The organism is Porcipelethomonas sp., assembly GCF_051893655.1.
GTDB lineage: Bacteria > Bacillota > Clostridia > Oscillospirales > Ruminococcaceae > Porcipelethomonas.
In genome coordinates this window covers 1-18,364 of the sequence record NZ_JBJFHN010000051.1, presented here as the reverse complement: position 1 = coordinate 18,364, position 18,364 = coordinate 1, and the positions used below count along the sequence as shown (strand labels likewise).

Sequence of the window (18,364 nt, the reverse complement as noted above, 5' to 3'; positions counted from 1 at the left end):
AAAAATGGCAGATTTAATAAAAAAGGCAACCAGAGAAAGCTATGGAGAAACTCTTACAAAGCTTGCGGCAAAATATCCTGAGCTTGTGGTTCTTGACGCTGATCTTGCAGCTGCTACAAAAACAGGTATTTTTAAAAAGGCTTATCCGGAAAGATTTTTTGACTGCGGTATAGCAGAAGCAAATATGATGGGAATTGCCGCAGGACTGGCAGCATGCGGAAAGATTCCTTTTGCAAGTACCTTTGCAATGTTTGCAGCTGGAAGAGCATATGAGGTGGTAAGAAATTCAATAGGCTATCCCGGACTTAATGTAAAAATCGGTGCTACTCATGCTGGTATTTCAGTTGGTGAGGACGGTGCAACACACCAGTGTAATGAGGACATTGCTCTTATGAGGACTATTCCGGGAATGACAATAATCAATCCTGCTGATGATGTTGAAGCAAGAGCCGCAGTAGAAGCTGCAATACTGCATAAGGGACCTGTATACCTTCGTTTTGGAAGACTTGCCGCACCTGTTTTCAATGACAGTGAAACATATAAATTTGAATTGGGTAAGGGTATTACTCTTCGTGAAGGCAATGACATTACAATTATTGCTACGGGACTTATGGTTCATGAAGCTGTGGAAGCATCAGATGAGCTGAAAAAAGAAGGCATAAATGCAGGAGTTATTAATATTCATACAATCAAGCCGCTTGACAAGGATCTTATCTGCAAAGCGGCAGAGGATTCGGGAATACTTATGACCGTTGAAGAACACAGTGTTATCGGAGGACTGGGTGCGGCTGTTGCTGAAGCAGTTACTGAATGCTATCCCGTACCAGTAATAAAAATCGGCGTAAATGATGAGTACGGATATTCAGGTCCGGCGGCAGAACTGCTGAAAAAATTTGGCTTGTGTAAGGATAATATTGTAGCACAGGTTAAAAAAGCACTTAAATAATAAATAAACAATAATTGTATGCCCCAGATCAGCATACAATTATTTTATAATAAATTAATTAAAACTTTAATTTGAAAGGAGTATTTTTCATGGGACTTATTAAAGCAGCAATGGGAGCAGTAGGAGGTACTTTGGCAGATCAGTGGAAGGAATATTTTTGCTGTGATTCTCTTCCAGCTGATGTTCTGGCTGTTAAAGGTCAGAAAAAAACCAGCCGCCGTTCATCAAATACCAAAGGAAGCGATAACATCATTACAAACGGAAGCGGTATTGTTGTTTCTGACGGACAGTGTATGATAATTGTTGATAAGGGAAGAATTGTAGAGGTTTGTGCAGAGCCGGGCGAATATACATATGATCTCTCAAGCGAACCCAGTATTTTTTCAGGCGGACTTGGCAGCGGAATAAAAGAAACATTTAAAACTATTGGCAAAAGGTTTACTTACGGCGGAGAAGCAGGAAATGACCAGAGGATATATTATTTTAATACCAAAGAACTGGTAGACAATAAATTCGGAACACCTAATCCTGTTCCGTTTCGTGTAGTAGACCGCAATATCGGACTTGATATTGATATATCTGTCAGATGTAATGGCGTATTTTCATATAAGATTTCGGATCCTTTACTGTTTTATACTAATGTATGCGGAAATGTTGAAAAAGAATATACCCGTGAAGATATTGACAGACAGCTGAAATCTGAATTTTTAAGCGCTCTTCAGCCGGCATTTGCAAAACTTTCAGAACAGGGTATCCGTTACAGTGCTCTTCCGGGACACACAATGGAATTTTCAGATGCTATGAATGAAGTTCTTTCAAAGAAATGGTCTGAACTTCGTGGTTTGTCAATAGTTTCTGTAGCTATAAATTCCATTACAGCACCGAAGGAAGACGAGGATATGATAAAGCAGGCTCAGCGTACTGCTATGATGCGTGATCCTAATATGGCTGCTGCAACTCTGGTCGGTGCACAGGCAGATGCCATGAAAATGGCAGCCGGCAACAATGCAGGAGCTATGACAGGTTTTATGGGAATGGGTATGGCTTCTCAGTCTGGTGGAATGAATGCACAGAACCTTTTTGCTATGGGTCAGCAGCAGAATGCCGCAGCACAGCAGCAGGCACAACAGGCAGCAGCTGCTCAGAACGGCTGGAAATGCTCATGCGGAGCAGTAAACAGCGGTAAATTCTGTACTGAATGCGGAAAGTCAAAACCTGAACCGGCAGCAGGCTGGAAATGCTCATGCGGAGCAGTAAATACCGGCAAATTCTGTGTTGAATGCGGAAAGCCTAAGCCTTCTGATAATGGCTGGAACTGTTCATGCGGAGCAGTGAATAAAGGCAAATTCTGTACTGAATGCGGCAAACCTAAGCCGGTCGGTGCACCGCTTTACAAATGTGACAAGTGCGGCTGGGAACCGGAGGATCCGCATAATCCGCCTAAATTCTGTCCGCAGTGTGCAGATCCGTTTGATGAAAATGATATAAAATAAAAACTGCTTTCAGCGAGGTGAAAAAATGTCAACTATACTTGAATATAAATGCCCCTGCTGTGGAGGTGCAGTAAACTTTGACAGTAACCAGCAAAAAATGGTCTGCCCTTACTGTGATGCGGAATTCGATATTGAAGCACTTAAAAAAAGTCAGCAGACTCAGGAAGAAATCCAGAAGCCTGATCAGCAGGAATGGGAAATAAAAACAGATAATCAGTGGAGCAATGAAGAACTGGATGGATTAAATGTTTATATATGTCAGTCCTGCGGCGGAGAACTTATAGCTGATCAAAGTGCCGGAGCAATGAATTGTCCCTACTGTGATAATCCTGTTATCCTGAAATCAAATTTTTCAGGAGATCTGCGTCCTGACTATGTTATTCCTTTTAAGCTTGATAAAAAAGCAGCTAAGGAAGCTATGGCAAATCATCTTAAAGGAAAGCCTTTGCTGCCGAAAGTATTTAAAGATCAGAATCATATTGATGAAATTAAAGGAGTTTATGTTCCGTTCTGGCTGTTTGACTGTGATACTTTTTCTCAGCATAAATTTAAAGCAACAAAAGTTCGTCATTGGAGTGACAGTAAGTATGATTATACTGAAACATCATACTTTGATGTTTACCGTGACGGTAATCTTAATTTTGACCATGTACCTGTTGACGGTTCTGAAAAAATGCCGGATGACCTGATGGAATCTGTAGAACCTTTTGATTATTCCCAGATGGTTGATTTTGATACTGCATATCTCGCAGGATATGTGGCAGATAAATATGATGTTGATCAGAAAAGCAGTATCGGAAGAGCAAATGAACGAATCAAGAAAAGCACAGAGGAGGCATTCCGGAATACTGTAATGGGATATGCAACTGTAAACAGCGTATATTCAAACATCAGTTATTCCAACAGCCAGTCACACTATGCATTACTGCCTGTCTGGATTTTAAATACTACATGGAATGATCAGAAATTTATATTTGCAATGAACGGACAGACTGGTAAATTTGTGGGAAATCTCCCGACAGACAAGAAACTGTTCTGGTCATGGTTTCTGGGTGTATTTGCAGTTTCGGGAATCGCAGCGGCATTGCTGCTGCTGATAATAACAATGCTGGGGTGATGAAAATGGGAAAATTAAAAACAATTTTGTTAACAGGACTTTTATTCTTATCTTTTAGTATGCCGGTATTTTCCCAGGAAGAATATAGTTTGAATGATCCAGATCTGCCGAGAGTGGTTGATGACGCTGATCTGATATCAGATGACACCGAGGAAGAGCTGTGTGAAAGAATAGAATACATAAATGACGAATACAGATTTGATGTAGTAATTGTCACAACTGACTCTATTGACGGTGCAATTCCCATGGAATATGCGGATGATTTTTATGATTACAATGGCTATGGGGCAGGACCGTATAATGACGGTATTCTGCTGCTTGTAAGCATGGAAGACCGTGACTGGTGGATTTCCACTGCAGGCTATGGAATTGACGCATTTACAGATTACGGCATAGATGTGATCGGTGATACGATTGTGCCAGATCTGAGCGATGGAAATTATGATTCAGCGTTCAGCACTTTTCTTGATCTGACGGAAGATTTTCTTAATGAAGCACTGGAAGATACACCTTATGACGTTAATCATAAATATAAAACAGCTTTTAATTATGTAATAGCAGTTTTGATAGGCTTAGGAATAGGATTAGTTATAGCAATTATTGTTGTATTAGTTATGAAATCTAAAATGAAGTCTGTTGTATCTTTGCGTAATGCAAATAATTATATTGAAAATAACTCATTAAACATTAAACGCTCCAATGATATTTTCCTGTATAAAAACGTGACTAAAACAAAAAAACCTGAACCGTCAAGTTCAGGCGGAAGCAGTACTCATTCAAGCTCGTCAGGTTCGTCCCACGGCGGAGGCGGCGGAAAATTTTAATGATTTTTAAGGTAAAAGAGGAAGCTTTTTGAAAGCTTCCTTCTTTTTATCTGTTATCAATTTTTTCAGGATACATATCATGATTAAACAGTCTGTTTTCTGCAAGCTTTTCCCATTTAGTACCTGGTCTGCCGTAATTGCAGTAAGGGTCGATTGAAATACCGCCCCTTGGAGTAAATTTACCCCACACTTCAATATATTTCGGATCCATAAGCCTGATTAAGTCTTTCATTATCTTGTTAACACAGTCCTCATGGAAATCACCATGATTACGGTAGCTGAAAAGATAAAGCTTTAATGATTTGCTTTCAACCATTTTAATGTCAGGAATATATGAAATATAAATTGAAGCGAAGTCCGGCTGACCTGTAATAGGGCAGAGACTTGTAAATTCCGGACAATTAAACTTTACAAAATAATCGTTTCCCTGATGTTTGTTTTCAAAGGTTTCAAGCATTTCCGGAGCGTAATTATCCGGATACGCAGTTTTCTGACTGCCCAGTAAGGTCAGATTTTCCTTTTCTCTTTTTTCCATAGTTCACCTCATTGCCGGATCTTCAATACCGTTAAGTTTAAAAGCGTTTGCTCTGTCAATACATGTTCCGCATTGACCGCATGGTTTATCTCCGCCCTCATAACAGCTCCATGTTAATTCATAGGGTACTTTCAGTTCAAGTCCTTTTTTTACAACCTCTGCTTTTGTCATATTAACAAAAGGAGCTTCAATTTTAAGCTGTCCTCCACTTCCTTCAAAAACAGCAGTATTCATAGCATTGTTAAATGCACTTGAGCAGTCCGGATAAGCATTTCCGGCTGAATCGTCAGCGTGTGCGCCATAGTATATTACACTGCATCCCTTTGAAAGAGCAATTGCAGCTGCAGAAGAAATAAATAATCCATTTCTGAACGGTACATATGTGGATACCGGAGAACCATTTGTTTTTTCAAGCTGACTGGCATAGGATTCATGCGGAATTTCATTTTCTGAGCCTTGAAGAAGGGAACAATCAGAAAACTTGAAAATTAAAGATAAATCCAGATCAATTTTCTCAATGCCGTAATATTTTGCAACAGCGTTTGCTGACTGAATTTCTTTCTGGTGTTTCTGACCGTATGTTATTGAAAGGGCGGTTACGTTTTCCCTGCCGTATTTATTTATGGCAAGTCCCAGACAGGTGGTACTGTCTATGCCGCCGCTGAATAAAACCAATGCTTTCATTGATAGCTCCTTTCTTAATTCAGCTGCATTAAAAATCTGTTCTGCAGCATGGAATCAGTTTTGAATCTGCCTCTCAGAGTAGTAGACTGTGTGAATGACGAGGTATTTTTAATTCCCCTTGCAGTCATACATGAATGCTTACCTTTAATGAATACAGCCACATCCTCAGAACCCGAAGCCATTGAAATAATATCAGCAATATCGCATCCGAGCTTTTCCTGAAGCTGAAGACGCTTTGCAGCCATTTCAGCTATTCTTGCGATTTTTGAAAGTCCCAGAACTTTTTTGTCTGGAATATAGGCAACAGAAACTTTCATGTCATACATCAATGCAAGATGATGTTCGCAATATGAAAAAACATCAATATCCTTTACCATAACCATGTCATTATTTTCAGAATCAGGGACATCAAAGGTTTTGCTGAACATATCAGCAATTTCACGGTTTGTGTAGTTCATTCCCTCAAATACTTCTTCATACATATTTGCAACACGTTCCGGAGTTTCTTTTAATCCTTCTCTTTCCGGGTCGTCACCCAAAGCGGTTAAAATTCCCTTTATATGTTCTTTGATTGCTTCTTTGTCAATTGCCATTGTTATACACCTCTTTTGTCTGGATCCCATATAAATTTATGCAGCTGAAGCTGAAAATTAACTCCGTTCATTTTGTGTTCAAGCATGAAATCAACTATATCAGCGGGTTCAATCTGACCAAATACGGGACTTAAATAAACGGCACATTTTTTTACAAGCTTCTTCTTTTCTATTATATCCAGTGCCTTTTCAAGATCTTCATAACTTCCGCACACAAATTTGACAGTATCATTTTCTGTCAGGAAGTTATAATTTTTCATGTCCATAAAATTTTCCATACCGCTTGACGGCAACTTATAGTCAAGTGTAAATGACGGCATTATTTTTAATTTTCTGAAATCTGATATATCATCCGAACCATTTGTTTCAATTTCAACAGACAGGCTGCTTTGGCACAGCAAATCCACAAGCTCATAAATACCGGGTTGTATAAGGGGTTCTCCGCCGGTAAGCGTTACATTTTTTATACCTGTGCTTTGAATATAATTCAGGATTTCATCAGCAGTCATAATTTCTGCCGGACAGTCATCAAAATTTGCCCATAGCGTATCGCAGTAGGAGCAATTAAGATTGCAGCCCTTAAAGCGTATAAATACAGCTGGCTGACCAGCTTTCCTGCCTTCACCGTTTATGCTTACAAATTTTTCAGCAATATGATATCTGAACAATTACTTAGCCCTCCTCATACATTGCACAGTTGTCAGGAGTTTCGTAAACTGTTACATTATGAGGTCTGAATCCCCGTTCTTTGAGGATTGTGAAAAAGTGTCTGGAAAGATTTTCAGCTGTCGGACGGAACGGAAGTTCAATAAGTCTGAAACCATCACGTTTAAGACATTCCATAGTATCTGATTTAAGAGTATTTTTTTCATAAATAAGTGCATGGTCATAATGGTCAGCGATAAGCTGCAAAGATTTTTTCAGATCAGAAAAATCCATGATCATGCCTTTCTGCTGACCATTTCGCTGTAAAAAGGCATTTTTAACTGTTACTTCAATGGTCCATCTGTGTCCATGAATATTGCTGCATTTTCCTTCGTATCCATAAAGAAAATGAGCACTGTCAAATGAAACCTGAGTTTTGAGAAAATACATAGTTCAACACTTCCTTTAAAAATAAAAAGGGTATAGAAAGACATCTATACCCTTAAAACTTGCTTTAAAGCTTATGATGTCCTGGTTTTGTTTAAGGACAGGATGGCACAAACGAACTGTCCGTATAAATATTATATCATTGTATTTCAGTTTCGTCAAGAAACAGTTTTTGCCGAAATAATGTTATAATAATCTGTGGTTTTCTTAAGAGTGAATACCATTTTTTTGCCCGGCATTGTTTTCTTTTCACTTCTCCATGCCGGAGCATCATAGAAGCAGTCCACAGAAACGGTGTAGGTATCACCTGATACTGAAACACCTGTAACTACAGGATACATGGTATATATATAGTAATATGACGGTACAATATACCCTTTCTTATCCTTATCATAAACAACTGCTATATCATTTATTCCGGCAGAAACATTTTCAACAGATGATTCATTTCCGAAAAGTTTTTCGGAAATATATTCCATCTGAGTCTGAGGTATCAGATAATCATCTGAATCATCATTTTTGAATACACTGATATCTCCGTTGATAATTATTTCCCAGACAGCAACATTTACCATTTCTTCAGCCGGAATATCATCAAAGCTTTCAAAGTCACTGATTTCTGTTTCCACAAGAGGGTATATAACTTTCTGAACTTCGCTTTTTAGTGCTTCATTTTCCGCTTCCTTGTCAGACGGCATCATTTGCAATTTTTCCATACAGAAAATAACTGAACTAAAGATACCTATAATTGTAAATGCTGCAATTACAGCAGTATAGATTATTCGCCATGCGGTTTTCCATGGGCTTCTTTTTACCGTCGGTACATAATCACGGTTGCTGTCGTCCTCAGAATCAAGGAACTGGGTAAATTCATCGCTGTTCATTTTATGACTGTCATCAAATTCATCGTCATAATATTCGTCATCGTAATCATCGTAGTCATCATTCCCGTCATCACCGCCGTAATATGCTCCGTTATAATCATTATAATTTCCGGGTGCATCGTCCTGCGGGATATCATTCAAAGAATAGATCTGCGTAGCGTCATCGGGTACAGAGTGTGAACCGTTCAGAGAACGGTTATACTCTTCACGTTCTTCCTGTTCCGACCTGATATTATAGTCCTGCGGCTGAGACTGAGGACGTGGTTTTTCTGTCGGACGTGAATAGTTTCTTTCAGTTCGTTTCTGATGGGAATCTGATGAAAATTCTCTTAAAAGTTCATCAATAATAGCGTCAGTTTCACTTGTTTCTCTCATAGGCGTATATTTCCATTTTCCTTTTTTATCTTTTAAAGTTTCCTCGATTTCCTCAAGTATATCCATAGGAATCTCCTTATCTTATCTGACCGTTTCCGTTTATAAGATATTTTACTGTTGTAAGCTCTCTGAGTCCCATAGGACCTCTCGCATGAAGCTTCTGAGTTGAAATTCCGATTTCTGCGCCGAATCCGAATTCTCCGCCGTCTGTAAATCTGGTAGAAGCATTTACATATACTGCGGCAGAATCAACTTCACGCTGAAATTTTTCGGCATTTTCAAGGCTTTTGGTAACTATTGTTTCTGAGTGACCTGTGGAATATTTTCCGATATGTTCAATAGCTTCATCAACTGAATCAACAACCTTTACGGAAATAATATAGTCCAGAAATTCTGTGGCATAGTCTTCTTCTGTTGCCGGAATAACGCAGTCACCAAGAATTTCAGTAGTTCTTTTACAGCCCCTTATTTCAACATTGTGTTCATCAAGCTTTTTCTTGATTGCAGGCAGTGCTTTTTGCGCTATATTTTTGTGTACTAAAAGACTTTCAACTGCATTGCACACAGACGGACGCTGTGTTTTTCCGTTGTTTACAATATCCGCTGCCATTTCAATGTCTGCCGATTCATCAACATATACATGACAGTTTCCCGTACCGGTTTCAATAACAGGTACGGTTGCCTGATTTACCACGGCATTTATAAGTCCGGCACCGCCTCTTGGTATAAGCACGTCCAGATATTTGTTGAGCTTCATAAGCTCTGTGGTTGATTCTCTTGAAGTATCCTCAACAAGCTGAATAACATCTTCAGGCAGTCCGGCACTCGCAACGGCATTTCTCATAATATCAGCCAAACATTTATTTGAGTTTATAGCTTCCTTTCCGCCCTTGAGAATAACAGTATTTCCTGCTTTAAGACAGAGGGTTGCAGCATCTACAGTAACGTTCGGACGGGACTCGAAAATAATTCCAATAACTCCCAGAGGAACACGGGTCTTGCAGATCCTGAGACCGTTTGGACGGACAACGCCGTAATCAACAGCGCCTATCAGATCTTCAGCTTCAACAAGCTTTAAAACACCGGCTGCAATACCTTCAATTCTCTTTTCATCAAGCATAAGTCTGTCCTGCATTGAAACAGACATACCGTTATTGCGGGCGTTTTCAAGGTCAATCTGGTTTTGCTTAATAATTAAATCAGTGTTTTTTACAAGGGAATCGGCAATTGCTTTAAGTGCATCGTTTTTCATCTTTGACGGTGCAGATGCGGCAGCGTGGGAAGCAGCCTTTGCTTTTGCTCCCAGAGTTTCTATATATGTCATTGTTAAAACACCTCCTTGTCAGTGTGCAATAAATAATGTTCCGGTTTCATTGTTTTCAAACAATTCATACAGTTTGTCCGGATTATTTCCGTTCATAATTATCATGTCGATACCGGCGTCATTGGCAATTTTTGCAGCATTTATTTTAGTTGCCATTCCTCCTGTTCCGAGTGCACTTCCGGCACCTCCGGCAATACTTTCAATATGTTCGTTTATTTCAGTTACTACCGGAATAAGCTCAGCATCAGGATCTTTATGGGGATCGCTGCTGTAAAGCCCGTCAATATCGGAAAGGATTACAAGCAGCTCAGCTCCTGCAAGCTTGGCAACTATAGCAGACAGAGAATCGTTTTCCCCGATTTCAAGCTCCAGTTCGTCAATGGCAACAGTATCATTTTCATTTACGATTGGAATAACGCCCATAGCTATAAGCTTTTCAAATGTATTTTCAACATTCTTTTTGCGTTCATCATTTTCAATAATAGTTTTTGTAAGAAGCATCTGAGCCACCGTTATTCCGTATTCATCAAACAGGTTGTCGTAAAGATACATAAGCTCACATTGTCCGACAGCGGCAGCAGCCTGTTTTGACGGAGTATCTGAAGGCTTTTCACGAAGTCCCAGTTTGCCTACACCCAGACCAATAGCACCGGAGGAAACTATTACAATTTCCTTTCCTGAATTATAAAGGTCTGCCAGAACACGTACAAGACAGCTCATTCTTCTTATATTAAGCTTTCCGGTTTTATGTGCAAGAGTTGAAGTTCCGAGCTTTATAACTATTCTTTTTTTATTTGATATGTTGTGCATAAATTTTCTTATCCTTTCAAAGGGCAGTTTACCTGATTTTCAGGACTGCCGTTTAAATACGCCCTGATATTGTTCAAAACGATATCTATAAGGCGGATTCTTGTTTCCAGCGGTGCCCATGCTGTGTGCGGAGTTATAACGCAGTTTGCAGCATTTCGCAGAGGTGTATACTCTGACATAGGCTCACATACCAGAACATCAAGATAAGCTCCGGCAATATTTCCATGGTTTAAAGCGTCTGCAAGGTCTGATTCATTTACAATTCCGCCTCTTGCAGTATTTACAACTATGGCATCCTTTTTCATAAGGGAAAGATTATCAGCGTTTATAATTCCGGCTGTCTGTTCTGTCAGCGGACAGTGAACCGTCAGAATATCTGCACGTCTGAAAGCTTCCTTAAGAGAAACCAGCTCATACGGACAGTCCGCAGGAACTGTTCTGGTATTGATAATTACCTTCATTCCGAAAGCCGATGCAATTTCTGCTACTGCTTTTCCGATGCTGCCATATCCGATAATGGCAATGGTCTTATTTAAAAGCTCCATAGTTTTTATAGGAAACTTTGAAAATATTCTGGACTTTATCCAGCCGTCATTTTTTACAAAATCATTGTATTCAGAAATTCTGCTGTAATGCTCCAGAATAAAGGCAAAAGTATGCTGTGCCACAGCATAAGTCGAGTAGCTTCCTGCATTGCAGACAGTTATTCCATGTCTTGATGCACTTTCTATATCAATGTTATTAAAACCTGTTGCAAAAAGACCTATGTATTTAAGATTCGGACATTTTGAGATTACGTCATCTGTTATCATGACCTTGTTGCAAAGCAGCATATCAGCATCGCCTATATGTTCAGCAACCTTTTCGTTGTCGGTAAGCGGATAGCATTTTACCTCTCCGAATTCCCTGAAAATATCAGAGCTTATATCACCGGATGTTACTGTTGTCCAGTCCAGTATACAAATTTTCATTTTTAGTTCTGTTCTCCGGCAGATTCATTTTCCGATTGTACGGTTGAGTTTTCAGCAGCAGATTTTTTGGCTTTTCTGCTGTCTGCTATTGATGATACCAGTGCAGCTGCCAGCAACACAGCTTCAATAATACCGACAACAGTGATCCATGCCTTGCTTGAGCCTGCGTAGATCAGCATGCTTGCAGAAACAGCAACTGCTATGATAATCTGATAAAGGCGTCTTACTCTGACATACTGAACTATAAAAAGAGCAAAAGCCAGTATTACGAAAATCAGGTGCAGTGAAAAGGGGAGGGGAAAAATATTGTTATTCATCTATAAGATCTCCATTCTGAAATAATTTTATTCTTACTAACCTTTATAGTATATCATGAAAATGTAAAATTTTCAATACTTTTGACAGATGTTATAAGAAGATTTTTTGCAGTAAACATGTTTCTGCAAAAGCTTTGAAATTTATTTTTCATCTTTATTTGATACTTATTTACTTTTTTCGCACGGCATGATATAATTAATAAGGCAAATGAAAAATCAGTGTTTACCAACATAAAAAATATTTTACCGGAGGTCTGAAATGTTTGCAAAAATCAATAGTCTTGGTCTGTTCGGACTGAATGCTTTTAACGTTGACGTTGAAGTGGAAATAAGCAGAGGTATTCCTGCCTTTGATATTGTGGGACTTCCGGATCTTGTTGTAAAGGAAAGCCGTGAAAGAATAAAAGCATCTATGAGATGCTGCAATATAGAATTTCCAGTTGCCAGGGTAATGGTAAATCTGGCACCTGCCGGAACAAGAAAAAGCGGTTCTGTTCATGATATAGCAATACTTATTGCTATTCTTAAAGCATCGGGTTATATAACAGATGATCTGGATTCCTGCTGCTTTATAGGGGAGCTTTCATTAAACGGAATGCTTCGCCCTGTAGAGGGAGTGCTGCCTATGGTTTTGCTTGCAAGGGAGTCCGGATTCAGATCGGTTTTTGTACCGAGTGCCAATGCATTTGAAGCTTCTGCTGCAGAGGGTATAGATATATTCGGTGCAGAATCGGTTACGGAAATACTTGATCATTTTATACGAGGCAAAAAAATTAAAAAGCAGAAGCCTTTTGTACCGGGAGAGAACATTCAGGAAGGACTTCTGGATTTTGCTGATGTAAAGGGACAGAAAACCGCTAAGGTCGCTCTTGAAATTGCAGCTGCCGGAGGACATAACGCTCTTCTTATCGGAACGCCCGGAAGCGGAAAAAGCATGCTTGCAAAGCGAATGCCCTCTATTTTACCAGACATGACCTTTGAAGAATCTATTGAAACAACAAAAATACATTCTATATCCGGACTTTTAAACCCGGAATCTCCGCTTGTTACGGTAAGACCGTTCAGAACTCCTCATCATACCATTTCCGCTGCTGGACTTGCCGGAGGCGGATCAATACCCAGACCGGGAGAAATTTCTCTTGCCCATAACGGACTTCTTTTTCTGGACGAACTTGCAGAGTTTGACCGGAAAACACTGGAAATATTAAGACAGCCGCTGGAAGACCGGAAAGTAACAATTTCAAGAGCAGCCGGAACGGTAGTATATCCGGCATCAATTATGCTTATTGCTGCCATGAATCCCTGTCCCTGCGGATATTACGGACATCCCAGCAACAGATGCAGATGTTCCCATAAGCAGGTTGCGGCGTATTTGTCAAAAATCTCCGGACCGCTGCTGGACAGATTTGATCTTCATATTGAAGTCGCACCGGTTGAATTTCAGGATCTGTCTTCTGATGTACAGGAAGAACCGTCGTCAGAAATAAGGAAAAGGGTTACCGCAGCACGGAACATACAAAACGAAAGATTTAAAGGCAGCAAAATTACATGCAATGCCAATATAACTCCGGATAAGCTTCAGGATTACTGCGTAATGAGCGACAGTGCCAGAACCTTTATCGGAAATGCATTTGACAGACTCGGACTTTCTGCCAGAGCCTATGACAGAATACTTAAAGTTGCAAGAACAATAGCTGACTTAAAGAACAGTGAAATGATACAGAAAGAACATATTTCAGCTGCTATTCAGTTTCGAAGTCTTGACAGAAAATACTGGAACATAAATCAGGATAATAAAAGCAATACCGCATAATTATTGCTTAAAACAAAAGAAAGGCAAAAAATAATATGAATGCATTTGTAAAAAAAATATCAAAGTACTATAAGCGGCTTGATAAATGGCTTCTTATAGCTGTGACATTCTGTGCCGTAATCGGCGTGATTCTTCTTTATTCCATGTGTACGACAGGTGCCAGTGACATATCTCCCAGATATTACTGGATTCAGCTTATTTCAACGGTTCTGGGGGTCGCAGTATGTCTTATTATAGCCTCTATTGACTATCATCATTTTACAAAGCTGTGGTTTATTTACGCACCAATAGCCGTGGTGCTGGTTTTGCTTACCTTTACCGGACTTGGACTTCAGCGTGCAGGTGCTGATGACAGAGCGTGGCTTAATCTCGGATTTACAACTGTACAGCCGTCAGAATTCTTAAAGCTTGCATTTATTCTTTCGTTTTCCTTTCATCTTTCAAAGGATGCTGAAAATATAAATCATCCGCTGCATCTGCTCCTTATTATTATTCATGGAGCTATACCGGTGGGACTGGTAGCCTTGCAGGGTGACTACGGAACAGCTATTGTATTTTTGATGATGTTTGTGATAATGCTTTTTTCTGCCGGACTTTCAGTAAAATATATTATTGCAGCGATACTGATTACTCCGCCGGCAATTTATCTTCTCTGGAATTATGGATTACAGTCCCTGCATAAAAAGCGTATTCTTGTTCTTATACATCCGGGAACAGATCCTATGGGACTTGAATATCAGCAGAATCTCGGACTTGCGGCACTGGGTTCAGGGGGACTTTTCGGAAAGGGACTTTTTGCAGACGATTATGTAACAGTTCCGGAAATGCATAACGATTTCATTTTTGCATACCTGGGTCAGGCGTTTGGATTTGTAGGTGCTATTGCTGTAATTATAATACTTGCATACATATGCATAAGGATTTTAAATGACAGCCGTAATACTATGGATCTTATGGGCAAATTAATATGTCTGGGAACCTTTGCTATGATTTTTACTCATTGCTTTATGAATATCGGGATGGTTTTAAAGGTAATGCCGGTTATCGGTATCCCGCTGCCATTTTTCAGTGCCGGCGGTACGGCTTTGCTGAGCATGTACACCGCCATAGGATTTGTACTAAGCTGCTATGCACATAATAATAAAAAATACAGAATGTTCTATGATTATGAGTAGAATCAATGAGGTTTTCTATGAATACTAAAGAAATAATTGACAGAATTGCAACAGATCATTTTGCAGAAAAAGAGGATATTCTGGCTGTTATACAGGATAATTCAAATGATGAATATCTTTTTGAATCAGCAGACAGAGTCAGAAGAGAAATTTATGGTACTGATGTTTTTATCAGAGGACTGATTGAAATTTCAAATTACTGTAAAAACAATTGCCTTTACTGTGGGATACGCCGTGACAACAGAGAAATCAGCCGATACAGACTTACAGAACCTGATATTCTCCTGTGCTGTGATACAGGATATGAACTCGGATTCCGTACTTTTGTAATTCAGGGCGGAGAGGATATATATTTCAGTGATGATGTCCTTTGCAGTATAATAAAAAAAATAAAAGAAAAATATCCGGACTGTGCTGTTACGATTTCTATGGGTGAACGAAGTGAGGAAAGCTATAAAAAGCTTTTTTCTGCCGGAGCAGACAGATATCTTTTAAGGCATGAAACATCGTCCAAAGAGCATTATGAAAAGCTGCATCCCGAAGAAATGTCCTTTGAAAACCGAATGAAATGCCTGAAAACACTAAAGCAGATCGGGTATCAGACCGGTGCCGGATTTATGGTGGGTTCGCCTTATCAGACAAAAGAAAATCTTGTCAGTGACCTTTTATTTTTAAAAGAGCTTGAACCTGAAATGGCAGGGATAGGTCCTTTTATCGCCCATAAGGATACTCCTTTCAGAGATTGCAAGAATGGTTCTTTAAGAGATACTCTGGTTATGGTTGCACTTACACGTCTTTTGCTGCCTCATGCACTTATTCCTTCAACAACTGCTCTGGGAACTATAGATCCAAAAGGAAGAGAACTGGGTCTGAAAGCCGGTGCTAATGTTGTGATGCCGAATCTGTCTCCGGTAAAATTCAGAAAGCTTTATGCTCTTTATGACAATAAAATATGCATGGGTGATGAAGCGGCAGAATGCAGAAAATGTCTTGAAAGACGTGTGGAATCGGCAGGGTATAAAATTGTTACAGACAGAGGTGACTGGCGTGCTTAATGAGTTTTCAAGAACAGAACTTCTTCTTGGAAAAGAAGGTATAGAAAAACTGAAAAATGCGTCTGTTGCAGTTTTCGGCGTCGGGGGAGTAGGCTCTTATACAGCCGAAGCCCTGGCAAGATGTGCAGTGGGAAAGATCACGCTTATTGATAATGACGAGGTAGCAGTCACTAATCTGAACCGTCAGCTTATTGCACTTCATTCTACAATCGGAAAAAAGAAAGTATATGTGGCAAGAGACAGGATCCTTGATATAAATCCTGATGCAGTGGTTGATGCACGGGACTGTTTTTATACCGGAAATGAAGTGGATCTGACCGGATTTGATTACATTGCTGATGCAATTGATACAGTATCGTCAAAGCTTGCATTAATTGAAAATGCCTGTAAACTCGGTATTCCGGTCATATCATCTATGGGAACGGGAAATAAACTGGATCCTGCAAAACTTACAGTAACGGACATTTACAAAACAGAAATGTGTCCTCTTGCTAAAGTCATGCGTTATGAGCTGAGAAAGAGAAACGTAAAAAAACTTAAAGTAGTTTACTCTACAGAAAAACCATGGGAGCATAAATCAGAAAGCGAAGAGGTAACTTCAAAACGCAAAACTATAGGAAGCGTTTCTTTTGTTCCGTCCGTGGCAGGACTTATCATTGCAGGAGAAATTGTAAAGGATATTGTAAAACGGTAAAATTCTGCAAGTCTTTGAAAAGTATGCCTGAAGCTTTGTTATTTGATTGTAAATTTATCGGAACTATTGCAATTTTCATCAGAAAATGGCATAATAATAGATATTAATAAAAAATAGGAGTAAAAAATGAATCATCAGCTTTGTTTAATTTTGAATTTCGGTGGTCAGTATAATCAGCTGATTGCCAGAAGAGTACGTGAGTGTGGGGTTTACTGCGAAGTTATAAGCCGCAAAACTCCAATAGAAGAAATAAAGAAAAGAAATCCTGCCGGAATTATTTTTACCGGAGGTCCGAATAGTGTATATGCTGACAATGCACCAAGAATTGACAGGGGAATTTTTGAACTGGGAATACCTGTTCTGGGTATTTGCTATGGCTGTCAGCTTATGGCATATACTTTAGGCGGAACGGTTTCTACTGCTCAGATGAGAGAGTACGGAAAAACAGAAACAAATTATGATGTCAGCAGTAAGCTTTTCAGCAGTCTGCCTGAAAAAGGAATCTCATGGATGAGCCATACTGATTATATTTCGGTATTGCCGGATGGATTTAAATCAATTGCAACCAGCAGTTCATGTCCTTGTGCTGCAATTGAGAATGAGGAAAGAAAACTTTATGGAATACAGTTTCATCCGGAAGTTAACCATACTGAAAATGGTGTGGCTATGCTCAGAAATTTTCTTTATAATGTCTGCGGATTTACAGGCGACTGGTCTATGGAAAATTATGTTAAAACCGCTATTGCCGACATTCGGCAGAAGGTCGGAGATAAAAAAGTATTGTTGGCACTTTCCGGCGGTGTTGACAGCTCTGTTGCAGCTGCACTTCTTTCTAAAGCAGTAGGTAATCAGGTTACAAGTATTTTTGTGGATCATGGATTCTTAAGAAAAAATGAAGGCGATGAAGTTGAAGCGGCTTTTGCTGACTGGGATATTAATTTTGTCAGAGTTGATGCTTCAGAATATTTTATGGAAAAACTCAGAGGGGTTTCAGATCCGGAGCAGAAAAGAAAAATAATCGGTGCTGAATTTATAAATGTTTTTGAAAAGGAAGCTAAAAAAATAGGTACGGTAGATTATCTGGTTCAGGGTACTATTTATCCTGATGTTATTGAAAGCGGAGATGATGATGAGGCGGCAGTTATAAAATCTCATCATAATGTTGGCGGACTTCCTGATCATGTTGATTTTAAAGAAATTATCGAACCGCTGAGACTTCTTTTTAAAGACGAGGTAAGAGAACTTGGCAGAGAACTTGGACTTCCTGAAGCATTGGTAAGCCGTCAGCCATTTCCGGGTCCGGGACTTGCTATCAGAATAATTGGTGAACTTGATGAAACTAAAGTGAAAATTCTTCAGGATGCGGATTATATATTCCGTGAAGAAATTGCAAAAGCTGGTTTGGATAAGGATATTCATCAATATTTTGCAGTACTTACTAATACAAGAACTGTAGGAGTTATGGGAGATGCAAGAACCTATGACTATGTTCTTGCTCTCAGAGGTGTTACTACAACGGACTTTATGACGGCGGATTTTGCAAAAATTCCTTATGATGTACTTGAAAAGATTTCCGCAAGAATTGTAAATGAAGTCAAGAATGTAAATAGAATAGTTTATGATATCACTACAAAACCACCAGCTTCAATTGAGTGGGAATAA

At 39.4% G+C, this 18,364-nt stretch carries 19 protein-coding genes; 9 read left to right on the top strand and 10 right to left on the bottom strand.

Going from position 1 to position 18,364, the window contains the following annotated elements:
• Positions 1–4 precede the first annotated feature (4 nt).
• From ACI4WO_RS02830 to ACI4WO_RS02815, 4 genes are all read left to right on the top strand, one after another.
• Positions 5–946 (top strand): transketolase family protein, encoded by a 942-nt coding sequence (locus ACI4WO_RS02830; protein ID WP_439806044.1) that lies wholly within the window; start codon positions 5–7, stop codon positions 944–946.
• Positions 947–1,035: 89 nt separating this feature from the next.
• Complete coding sequence (locus ACI4WO_RS02825; RefSeq protein WP_439806043.1) at positions 1,036–2,439, top strand: SPFH domain-containing protein; 1,404 nt, start codon at positions 1,036–1,038, stop codon at positions 2,437–2,439.
• Between the two features lie 25 nt (positions 2,440–2,464).
• Positions 2,465–3,556 carry a hypothetical protein gene (locus ACI4WO_RS02820; protein WP_439806042.1) on the top strand — a complete coding sequence of 364 codons (1,092 nt, stop codon included), beginning with the start codon at positions 2,465–2,467 and terminating at the stop codon, positions 3,554–3,556.
• 89 nt (positions 3,557–3,645) lie between these two features.
• The gene (locus ACI4WO_RS02815; protein WP_439806041.1) at positions 3,646–4,380 is read left to right on the top strand and encodes a TPM domain-containing protein; all 735 of its coding nucleotides are present in this window, start codon (positions 3,646–3,648) and stop codon (positions 4,378–4,380) included.
• A gap of 46 nt (positions 4,381–4,426) precedes the next feature.
• Here the strand turns inward: ACI4WO_RS02815 and queF are convergent, their stop codons facing one another.
• The 10 genes from queF to ACI4WO_RS02765 all read right to left on the bottom strand — a co-directional run bounded on the left by queF (position 4,427) and on the right by ACI4WO_RS02765 (position 11,965).
• Positions 4,427–4,915 carry a preQ(1) synthase gene (queF, locus tag ACI4WO_RS02810; RefSeq protein WP_439806040.1) on the bottom strand — a complete coding sequence of 163 codons (489 nt, stop codon included), beginning with the start codon at positions 4,913–4,915 and terminating at the stop codon, positions 4,427–4,429.
• Between the two features lie 3 nt (positions 4,916–4,918).
• Positions 4,919–5,599: a 7-cyano-7-deazaguanine synthase QueC gene (gene queC / locus ACI4WO_RS02805; RefSeq protein WP_439806039.1), complete on the bottom strand. Its 681-nt coding sequence runs from the start codon at positions 5,597–5,599 to the stop codon at positions 4,919–4,921.
• A gap of 14 nt (positions 5,600–5,613) precedes the next feature.
• On the bottom strand, positions 5,614–6,192 hold the full coding sequence (gene folE, locus ACI4WO_RS02800) for a GTP cyclohydrolase I FolE (RefSeq protein ID WP_439806038.1): 579 nt from the start codon (positions 6,190–6,192) through the stop codon (positions 5,614–5,616).
• Positions 6,193–6,194: 2 nt separating this feature from the next.
• Positions 6,195–6,860 (bottom strand): putative 7-carboxy-7-deazaguanine synthase QueE, encoded by a 666-nt coding sequence (gene queE, locus ACI4WO_RS02795; RefSeq protein ID WP_439806037.1) that lies wholly within the window; start codon positions 6,858–6,860, stop codon positions 6,195–6,197.
• A gap of 4 nt (positions 6,861–6,864) precedes the next feature.
• Entirely contained in the window at positions 6,865–7,287 is a 423-nt protein-coding gene (queD, locus tag ACI4WO_RS02790) for a 6-carboxytetrahydropterin synthase QueD (RefSeq protein ID WP_439806036.1), read from the bottom strand.
• 155 nt (positions 7,288–7,442) lie between these two features.
• A complete protein-coding gene (locus ACI4WO_RS02785; protein WP_439806035.1) occupies positions 7,443–8,609 on the bottom strand; it encodes a hypothetical protein in 1,167 nt (388 codons plus the stop codon).
• Between the two features lie 10 nt (positions 8,610–8,619).
• Positions 8,620–9,867, bottom strand: a complete 1,248-nt coding sequence (locus ACI4WO_RS02780) for a glutamate-5-semialdehyde dehydrogenase (protein WP_439806034.1) — start codon at positions 9,865–9,867, stop codon at positions 8,620–8,622.
• A gap of 18 nt (positions 9,868–9,885) precedes the next feature.
• Positions 9,886–10,677: a glutamate 5-kinase gene (proB, locus tag ACI4WO_RS02775; protein WP_439806033.1), complete on the bottom strand. Its 792-nt coding sequence runs from the start codon at positions 10,675–10,677 to the stop codon at positions 9,886–9,888.
• An 8-nt stretch (positions 10,678–10,685) separates the two neighbouring features.
• A complete protein-coding gene (locus ACI4WO_RS02770) occupies positions 10,686–11,648 on the bottom strand; it encodes a D-2-hydroxyacid dehydrogenase (RefSeq protein ID WP_439806032.1) in 963 nt (320 codons plus the stop codon).
• A 2-nt stretch (positions 11,649–11,650) separates the two neighbouring features.
• Positions 11,651–11,965 (bottom strand): hypothetical protein, encoded by a 315-nt coding sequence (locus ACI4WO_RS02765; protein ID WP_439806031.1) that lies wholly within the window; start codon positions 11,963–11,965, stop codon positions 11,651–11,653.
• Positions 11,966–12,224: 259 nt separating this feature from the next.
• Between ACI4WO_RS02765 and ACI4WO_RS02760 the strand changes: the two genes are divergently transcribed.
• The 5 genes from ACI4WO_RS02760 (at position 12,225) to guaA (ending at position 18,364) form a co-directional block, all read left to right on the top strand.
• Positions 12,225–13,778 carry a YifB family Mg chelatase-like AAA ATPase gene (locus tag ACI4WO_RS02760; RefSeq protein ID WP_439806030.1) on the top strand — a complete coding sequence of 518 codons (1,554 nt, stop codon included), beginning with the start codon at positions 12,225–12,227 and terminating at the stop codon, positions 13,776–13,778.
• 35 nt (positions 13,779–13,813) lie between these two features.
• Positions 13,814–14,953, top strand: coding sequence for an FtsW/RodA/SpoVE family cell cycle protein (locus tag ACI4WO_RS02755; protein WP_439806029.1), 1,140 nt, complete (start codon positions 13,814–13,816; stop codon positions 14,951–14,953).
• Positions 14,954–14,970: 17 nt separating this feature from the next.
• Positions 14,971–16,008, top strand: a complete 1,038-nt coding sequence (hydE, locus tag ACI4WO_RS02750) for a [FeFe] hydrogenase H-cluster radical SAM maturase HydE (RefSeq protein ID WP_439806028.1) — start codon at positions 14,971–14,973, stop codon at positions 16,006–16,008.
• Positions 16,001–16,702 (top strand): tRNA threonylcarbamoyladenosine dehydratase, encoded by a 702-nt coding sequence (locus tag ACI4WO_RS02745; RefSeq protein WP_439806027.1) that lies wholly within the window; start codon positions 16,001–16,003, stop codon positions 16,700–16,702. Before hydE ends, ACI4WO_RS02745 begins: the two co-directional genes overlap by 8 nt.
• 126 nt (positions 16,703–16,828) lie before the next feature.
• Complete coding sequence (gene guaA / locus ACI4WO_RS02740) at positions 16,829–18,364, top strand: glutamine-hydrolyzing GMP synthase (RefSeq protein ID WP_439806026.1); 1,536 nt, start codon at positions 16,829–16,831, stop codon at positions 18,362–18,364.